Genomic DNA, 6,800 nt, shown 5'->3' with positions numbered 1-6,800 from the left:
ACGACAATCATCAAGTTAGGAAAGTCTATGCTAGTCATCGGAGAGATGAGTTTCATGGGTGGTACTTTGATTCTCAATCTCTCCCGTTCCTTTGTCTAATTCACATTAGACGTAAATTAATATGAAACCTTGGTTCTGGCGATCGCTTCCTCTACAACATCGAACTGGCTCAGAAGTATTCGCCGCCCTGTTTCTGGACGCTGGTAAAATTGCTACCCTACTCGAAAGTCCCTATAATCCGCTCCTTCAACACTCACCTGAAGCCAAGAACGCGATCGCCAGATATTCAATTTGTGCCGGTGCGCCGCGCTTTATAGATGGCGTGCAAGCAGTGTGGACTCCACCCGTTGGCGAGATCCTCCCCTTCCTACGCCGCTTGCGGCAACGTTCTGCCTTCAGGGATGAATCTCTACAGCCGTCACTACCTTTCACTGGCGGCTGGCTGGGATGGCTGGGTTATGACCTCGCTTGGGAGATCGAGCAGCTACCCAATTTAAATTCTGACCCCCTACCATTCCCGGTTGCTTATTGGTATGAACCAGCATCCTTTGCTGTCCTCGATCACTGGGAACAAACCCTATGGCTAGCCGCTAGCGATGAAGCTGAACTCGATTTCTTGCAAAACCTGCTGGAAAGCCGAACGCAGTGCGGGATAGCAGAGGAGCCAGCATCTTCAATCCTAAATCCGAAATCCCCTCATTTCCATTTTTGGACGCCCCAAACTGATTACGAAGATGCGGTGCGGCAAGCGAAAAAGTATATCCGAGCCGGAGATATCTTTCAGGCAAATCTTTCCCTACGCTTTGAAAGCCGCGTAACCGCCAGTCCTTGGTCAATTTATCAAGCGTTACACCAAATTAATCCTTCTCCCTTTGCTAGCTATTGGCAGACTCCGTGGGGGGCACTCATCAGCTGTTCTCCAGAACGATTGGTTCAGATGCACGATCGACAAGCGCAAACGCGACCGATTGCGGGAACGCGATCGCGCGGCACTACACCCGCCCTCGACGAGCATTTGGCGCAAGACTTGATTGCCAATGCCAAAGAAAGAGCCGAACACATTATGCTGGTGGATTTAGAGCGAAACGACTTGGGGCGTGTGTGCGAGTGGGGTTCTGTAGAAGTCAACGAACTTTTCACAATTGAGCGCTACAGCCATGTCATGCACCTCGTAAGCAACGTTATCGGTAAAATTCGCCCAAACTACGACGCGGTTGACCTAATTCGCGCCTTCTTCCCTGGCGGTACTATCACTGGGTGTCCGAAAGTCCGCTGTATGGAAATCATTGAAGAACTCGAACCCGTGCGTCGCAATTTGTTCTACGGTTCCTGTGGCTTTCTCGATTGGCGCGGGCACCTAGATTTAAATATCTTGATCCGTACTCTCCTCTATCCCAAGCGTGCCGATGCAGCGATGGTTTACGGGCAAGTCGGGGCGGGAATCGTTGCCGATAGCGATCCAGAACGAGAATGGCATGAGTCTCTACACAAAGCTCAAGCTCTGCTAGCAGCCCTGGGAAGTTTTAATGTTATTAGTGATTAGTTCTGGGTCATCAGTCAAATACCATTGGCGAATGGCTACCAGACAGGGTTTTGAAGAGCCACTCTTCTATTAGCAACTAGCAACAGAATGATTCGGCTGGGAACAGATATTGTTTATATGCCTCGAATTAAAGCCGCTGTTGAACGCTTTGGCGATCGCTTCTTGCAGCGCGTCTATACTTTTGATGAACAACAAGATTGCGGCTACACTCAGGACGATATCAGTCGCCTCTCTATCAACCAGCTAGCAGGGCGCTGGGCGGCAAAAGAAGCCGTTGCTAAAGCACTGGGAACTGGATGGCGGGGAGTCAGCTACACCGATATTGAGATTCGACGTTTACCCACAGGTGCGCCGCAAGTATTTCTTCACCATTCAGCCGCCGCCCAGACAGCAGGGTGGGAAGATTGTCAGTGGCAGCTAAGCATCAGCCATGATGGCGATTATTCGGTAGCCACCGCCATCCTCGTTTGCTCACCCTGAAAAGTGTCGCCAATTCCCAAACATTCTCTCTGAGGTGCCCGAATACAAGCTATCATCTGCATAGTTTGAACTAGAGTGAAACATCTTGGGTTTCAACAGAGAGCGGCTGGCGCGAGTCGTACTGCCGCTTAAACTCTTCGACTTTTCCCAATCTCTCCCTTAGGGATGGGCATTCTTCGCGTGGATGTTAATGAGCAGCGAAACCTATTTAAATCACCCTACATTTGGCTTACTTTACAGAGTGTGTCTGCTTGAGGACAGCCAGGAACTATTTACGACCCTTTATGCCCAGCGTCTCTTCTTTTTGGTGAATACCAGTCCTACCGGCATCACGTTTGAACCGATTACCCGCAGCGATGGTCGCCTCATGGTGGAAAACCGTTTGCGGATGCTCCGTCGCAACGGTCAAATGGAGGAGTACACCCAACTTCAGGCTATTCATAAGCGAACATTTCAATAGGGGCAAGCAATTAAAAATTAAAAAATCCTTTTTAATGCAAGCATTTTTAATTTTTGCTTCCCTGTTTATTTTCAAGTGAAGTCAAATGACTGGAGCGATCGCCCAACGCCTTTCTGAAATTCGCCAGCAACTACCGGAATCTGTCCGCCTCATCGCCGTTACGAAACAGGTTTCCCCTGAAGCCATGCGCGAAGCTTATGCAGCGGGAGTAAGGGATTTCGGCGAAAGTCGCATCTCTGAAGCTGAACTTAAACAAGCGCAACTGCAAGATTTACCAGACATCACCTGGCACCTGATTGGACACCTTCAAAGTAATAAAGCTCGAAAAGCCCTAGAACAATTTCAGTGGATTCACTCGATAGATAGTTTAAAATTAGCCCAACGATTAAACGAACTGGCGCTTGAGCTGTCGCGATCGCCCTTCATCTGCCTGCAAGTGAAACTACTGCCAGATCCCAACAAGTATGGGTGGACAGTTCCTCAACTGCTTGCCGATTTACCAGCCTTGAATGAGTGCTACAATCTGCAAATTCAAGGTTTGATGACAATCCCGCCTTTCGATCTCAAGGCTTCTGAAATCCTGTCAGTTTTCGATAGAACCCGCAAACTAGCCGATGAAATCAGACAGCAAAACTGGTCAAATATTCAAATGCAGCAGCTATCAATGGGAATGTCAGGTGATTACCCGCTAGCTGTGCAATCTGGGGCAACAATGATACGTTTGGGACGAATTCTTTTTGGAGAACGGGCATCCTGAAAAGCCTTACTCCGCTTACAAATGTCAACATCTATTCCGAACAGATGAGTGGGGTAATGAAGAGGCATCGGATATTATATTGCCAGCACGACTATATGATTGTTATTGTCGTTTCCTTAAACTAGGACTGCTGCCTCAAGGGTGCCCTGCGATCCCAGCCCCAAAGTCTAACCTTAAATCGTGATGGAGCGTGAACTGTGAATAATATTTTTTCTAAGCTACGAGATTTCGTGGGTCTCAATGAGCCAGCTCAATACGAGTATGACGAGTACGAAGAAGCCGAGGGAGAAGAGTACCAAAATCTCTATCAAGAACAGCATCCTCAACCGACGACAGCAGAAGAAGAACGTCGCCAGAGCCGTCGAGCGCGGACAAACACACCTGTTGCAAGAGAAATAGAAATGGGGACAACAATGAATAATGTAATTGGGATGCCCGGTTCGGTGAATGGAATTTCGGAAGTGATCGTGATGGAGCCACGTTCTTTTGAAGAAATGCCCCAAGCGATTCAAGCTTTGCGCGAGCGGAAGTCAGTCGTGTTAAACCTGACGATTATGGACCCAGATCAGGCGCAACGAGCTGTAGACTTTGTTGCCGGTGGCACTTATGCGATCGATGGGCACCAAGAGCGAATCGGCGAAAGTATCTTTCTGTTTACACCGAGCTGTGTTCAAGTCAGTACCCAGACTGGCGTGGTTCACGAAGTGCCTCAACCACAAGTCCGGATTCCCCGTCCCGCTGCTCCTTCCCCAGCTTGGTCAAACGAACCGACCCGGATGGCGCAGTAAAATTTCTAAGTCGAGACGCTTGTTAGCGGTCAATGGCTCAGTCGTAACGGCTAAAAACAACTGACCGCCGACAACTGACTTTTCATGCTGATAGGGATTGGGGGACGAGGTTGGCTACTAAATTCGGCATGATTGGTGGCGGGGTAATGGGAGAAGCTCTATTATCCCGCCTGATGCAAAAACAGGTTTATGCCACAGAAGAAGTCTTGGTGAGTGAGCCGCAAAGAGAGCGGCGAGACTTTTTGGCGCAGCAGTACGGCATCCAGGTGACGGCAGAGAATCGGGCGGTGGCGGCAAAGGATGTGCTGTTACTGGCGATTAAACCTCAAGTGTTTGCAGCAGTGGCGGCAGACTTGGAGAAAGAACTTTCTGCCCAAGCGTCGCCGCCAGTAGTGATTTCGATTATGGCGGGTGTTTCCTTGAGTCAACTGGAAGCAGCTTTTCCCCAGGCTCCAGTAATTCGGGCGATGCCGAATACTCCGGCGACGGTAGGGGCAGGAATGAGTGCGATCGCGCTGGGTCAGTACGCCACCCAGCAGCATCTAGAACAAGCAAAGGCGATCTTCCAGGCGGTGGGAGAGGTTGTTGAAGTGCCAGAATCTTTAATGGATGCGGTGACAGGGCTTTCGGGTTCGGGTCCCGCTTATGTGGCGCTGATGGTGGAAGCACTCGCAGATGGTGGGGTAGCGGCTGGATTGCCAAGAGCGATCGCGTCTTCGTTAGCCCTGCAAACCGTCTTGGGGACTGCCCAGATGTTGCACGAATCGGGAATGCATCCCGCTCAACTAAAAGACCGCGTGACTAGCCCTGGAGGTACAACTATTGCTGGGATTGCCCAGTTAGAAAGGGCTGGTTTCCGCTCGGCTTTGATTGAGGCAGTAGTGGCGGCTTCTCGGCGCTCTCAGGAGCTTGGTCGTTAAGGCATCGCTGAATACTCTTTTCCGGCTACCAAAAGTAAAATGATTTGTTAAAAATCCTTTATGCGGCAAAAATGGGCAAATAAAGTCTTTATTTTTAGCCTTTTGCTGATACTGGTCGTTACACTTTTTCCTTACGATTTTGCCTTTAAAGAGAATGCTAGTAAAATAAATTATCGCTTTCTCACTTCAGAATTTTTTAAGTTAAGAAATTTTTACGACTTAATCACTAACGTTTTATTATTCTCCCCCTTTGGTTTCGTCTTTTCCTGCTTGATGCAGCAAAAAAGATTCTTAGGGAGAAAGACACTTGTTTTCATCTTATTAACTTCTTTTTGTTTAAGTTTTACAATTGAAATTTTACAGCTATTTATTCCTTCTCGAAGTTCCTCTTTTGGCGATATTGGTGCCAGTATTTTAGGTGCTTTTATCGGGTTTTTAAGCTTTCGTTTAGGGGGAGATAAAATCTTAGGAGCAGCTTTAAATCTTCTTAGAAGTAGTAATAGTTTTCTTTCGATCAAAAAGTTAACGACTGCTTTTATTGGATATATTATATTGATTTTTCTAACAACGCTCCTTTGGCAAAATTCTGGAAGTCTCAGTAATTGGAATCACACTTTCCCCCTGAGTCTTGGCAACGAGCCAACCGGAAATAGACCTTGGAAAGGATATATTTCAGAGCTATACGTCGCGAATAAAGCAGTTTCAGATCAAGAAGCAGAATCCGCCTTTTCCTCAGAAATCCCATTTTCAGCAATCAAAAAAGACCTAGTAGCTTTTTATCAATTGACAGGTACAGGTAGTTACCCCGATTTAACTGGGCACCTTCCAGATTTATCTTGGCGAGGCAATTTCCCAACTACTCAGGATCAAAGGGGTGCTTCTCTCGATTCCAATCATTGGCTAGAGACAAAAAGCTCTGTAGCTTTAATGACCCAAAAGATTGCTGAAACTTCTCAGTTTACAATAGGTGCCGTTGTCGCTACTGCTGACACAATGCAGGCTGGCCCTGCTCGAATTATTTCCCTTTCAGCAGATGATGAAAACCGCAATTTTACCCTTGGACAAAGGGGATCGGATTTGGTGTTTCGGGTGCGAACTCCAGTCACCGGAAAAAATGCAACAAGCTATCAACTAGCTGTTCCAAATATTTTTGGGGATACAAACAATCATCAGTTGCTTCTCACCTATGAAGGGTCAATTCTAACAATTTATATAAATGGGGTAAAACAACCTTATTCACTGAAACTGGTTCCGGAGGTGATGATTTTTCAGCTATTACCTTTTGATGCTAATAGTATTAATCTAGAAATCTACAAGATTTTCTATTATGGATTGATTTTTATCCCTATTGGCTTCTTTCTAGCACTCATTAGTGCAAGAGCCAGAGGAAAACTTATTTTTTATGCCGTATTGCTTTTTGGAGGAATTTTATTTCCATCGTTAATATTAGAAGCCGTATTAGCGATTGGAACCCAGAGAGCAATTAGGCTGGATAATCTACTATTTAGCATGGCACTAGCTGTTAGCACCATGCTGATAGTGAAAAGGTGGGCTAACTCTTGGTTACGCAGGGAGATAACAGCATAAAAACGAGTAAAGATGCGAAATGACGTTTAGTATCACAACACCTAAGCATCTCTATAAGTTAGGAAATAAGTTAACCTGAGTTCGGGATAAGGAAGGGGCAAAACAGGTAGGGTGAAAGTGCTAACTTCTCATCCATCTGAATTACCCCATGCTTAGTCTAGAAGAACTATTTTGCTGTGTCGACGACTTCTGCCAAAGCTTTGAACCGCAGTGGGAGCGCCAACTGCTTGGGCATGGATTACAGCTACGCAAACGAGAGCGGAGC

General features: G+C 46.9%; 7 protein-coding genes and 1 pseudogene. All 8 read left to right on the top strand.

Annotated features, from left to right (window positions below; translation table 11 throughout):
• Window positions 1-121: 121 nt before the first annotated feature.
• On the top strand, window positions 122-1,543 hold the full coding sequence (locus NC996_RS28000) for an anthranilate synthase component I (RefSeq protein WP_190689266.1): 1,422 nt from the start codon (window positions 122-124) through the stop codon (window positions 1,541-1,543).
• A gap of 87 nt (window positions 1,544-1,630) precedes the next feature.
• Window positions 1,631-2,023: a holo-ACP synthase gene (gene acpS, locus NC996_RS27995; RefSeq protein ID WP_190432734.1), complete on the top strand. Its 393-nt coding sequence runs from the start codon at window positions 1,631-1,633 to the stop codon at window positions 2,021-2,023.
• A gap of 190 nt (window positions 2,024-2,213) precedes the next feature.
• Window positions 2,214-2,483, top strand: a complete 270-nt coding sequence (gene pipX, locus NC996_RS27990) for a transcriptional coactivator PipX (RefSeq protein ID WP_190410751.1) — start codon at window positions 2,214-2,216, stop codon at window positions 2,481-2,483.
• An 85-nt stretch (window positions 2,484-2,568) separates the two neighbouring features.
• Window positions 2,569-3,240: a YggS family pyridoxal phosphate-dependent enzyme gene (locus NC996_RS27985; RefSeq protein ID WP_190525208.1), complete on the top strand. Its 672-nt coding sequence runs from the start codon at window positions 2,569-2,571 to the stop codon at window positions 3,238-3,240.
• A gap of 197 nt (window positions 3,241-3,437) precedes the next feature.
• On the top strand, window positions 3,438-4,028 hold the full coding sequence (locus NC996_RS27980; RefSeq protein ID WP_190535537.1) for a cell division protein SepF: 591 nt from the start codon (window positions 3,438-3,440) through the stop codon (window positions 4,026-4,028).
• A gap of 110 nt (window positions 4,029-4,138) precedes the next feature.
• Window positions 4,139-4,948 carry a pyrroline-5-carboxylate reductase gene (gene proC, locus NC996_RS27975; RefSeq protein WP_190689263.1) on the top strand — a complete coding sequence of 270 codons (810 nt, stop codon included), beginning with the start codon at window positions 4,139-4,141 and terminating at the stop codon, window positions 4,946-4,948.
• A gap of 60 nt (window positions 4,949-5,008) precedes the next feature.
• A complete protein-coding gene (locus NC996_RS27970) occupies window positions 5,009-6,535 on the top strand; it encodes a VanZ family protein (RefSeq protein ID WP_190689260.1) in 1,527 nt (508 codons plus the stop codon).
• A 148-nt stretch (window positions 6,536-6,683) separates the two neighbouring features.
• A pseudogene (locus NC996_RS27965) lies at window positions 6,684-6,800 on the top strand (IS982 family transposase); the annotation flags it as partial.

Origin of the sequence: Trichocoleus sp. ST-U2 (assembly GCF_039961875.1) — a bacterium.
Taxonomy (GTDB): domain Bacteria; phylum Cyanobacteriota; class Cyanobacteriia; order Cyanobacteriales; family FACHB-T130; genus FACHB-T130.
The sequence above is the reverse complement of the archived record's forward strand: the minus strand, read 5'-3'. Positions and strand labels throughout refer to the sequence as shown.

What these genes read in the sequence shown, in the direction of transcription:
- NC996_RS28000 (WP_190689266.1), top strand. Translation starts at nt 122, where the DNA reads ATGAAACCTTGGTTCTGGCGATCGCTTCCTCTACAACATCGAACTGGC.
- acpS (WP_190432734.1), top strand. Translation starts at nt 1,631, where the DNA reads ATGATTCGGCTGGGAACAGATATTGTTTATATGCCTCGAATTAAAGCC.
- pipX (WP_190410751.1), top strand. Translation starts at nt 2,214, where the DNA reads ATGAGCAGCGAAACCTATTTAAATCACCCTACATTTGGCTTACTTTAC.
- NC996_RS27985 (WP_190525208.1), top strand. Translation starts at nt 2,569, where the DNA reads ATGACTGGAGCGATCGCCCAACGCCTTTCTGAAATTCGCCAGCAACTA.
- NC996_RS27970 (WP_190689260.1), top strand. Translation starts at nt 5,009, where the DNA reads ATGCGGCAAAAATGGGCAAATAAAGTCTTTATTTTTAGCCTTTTGCTG.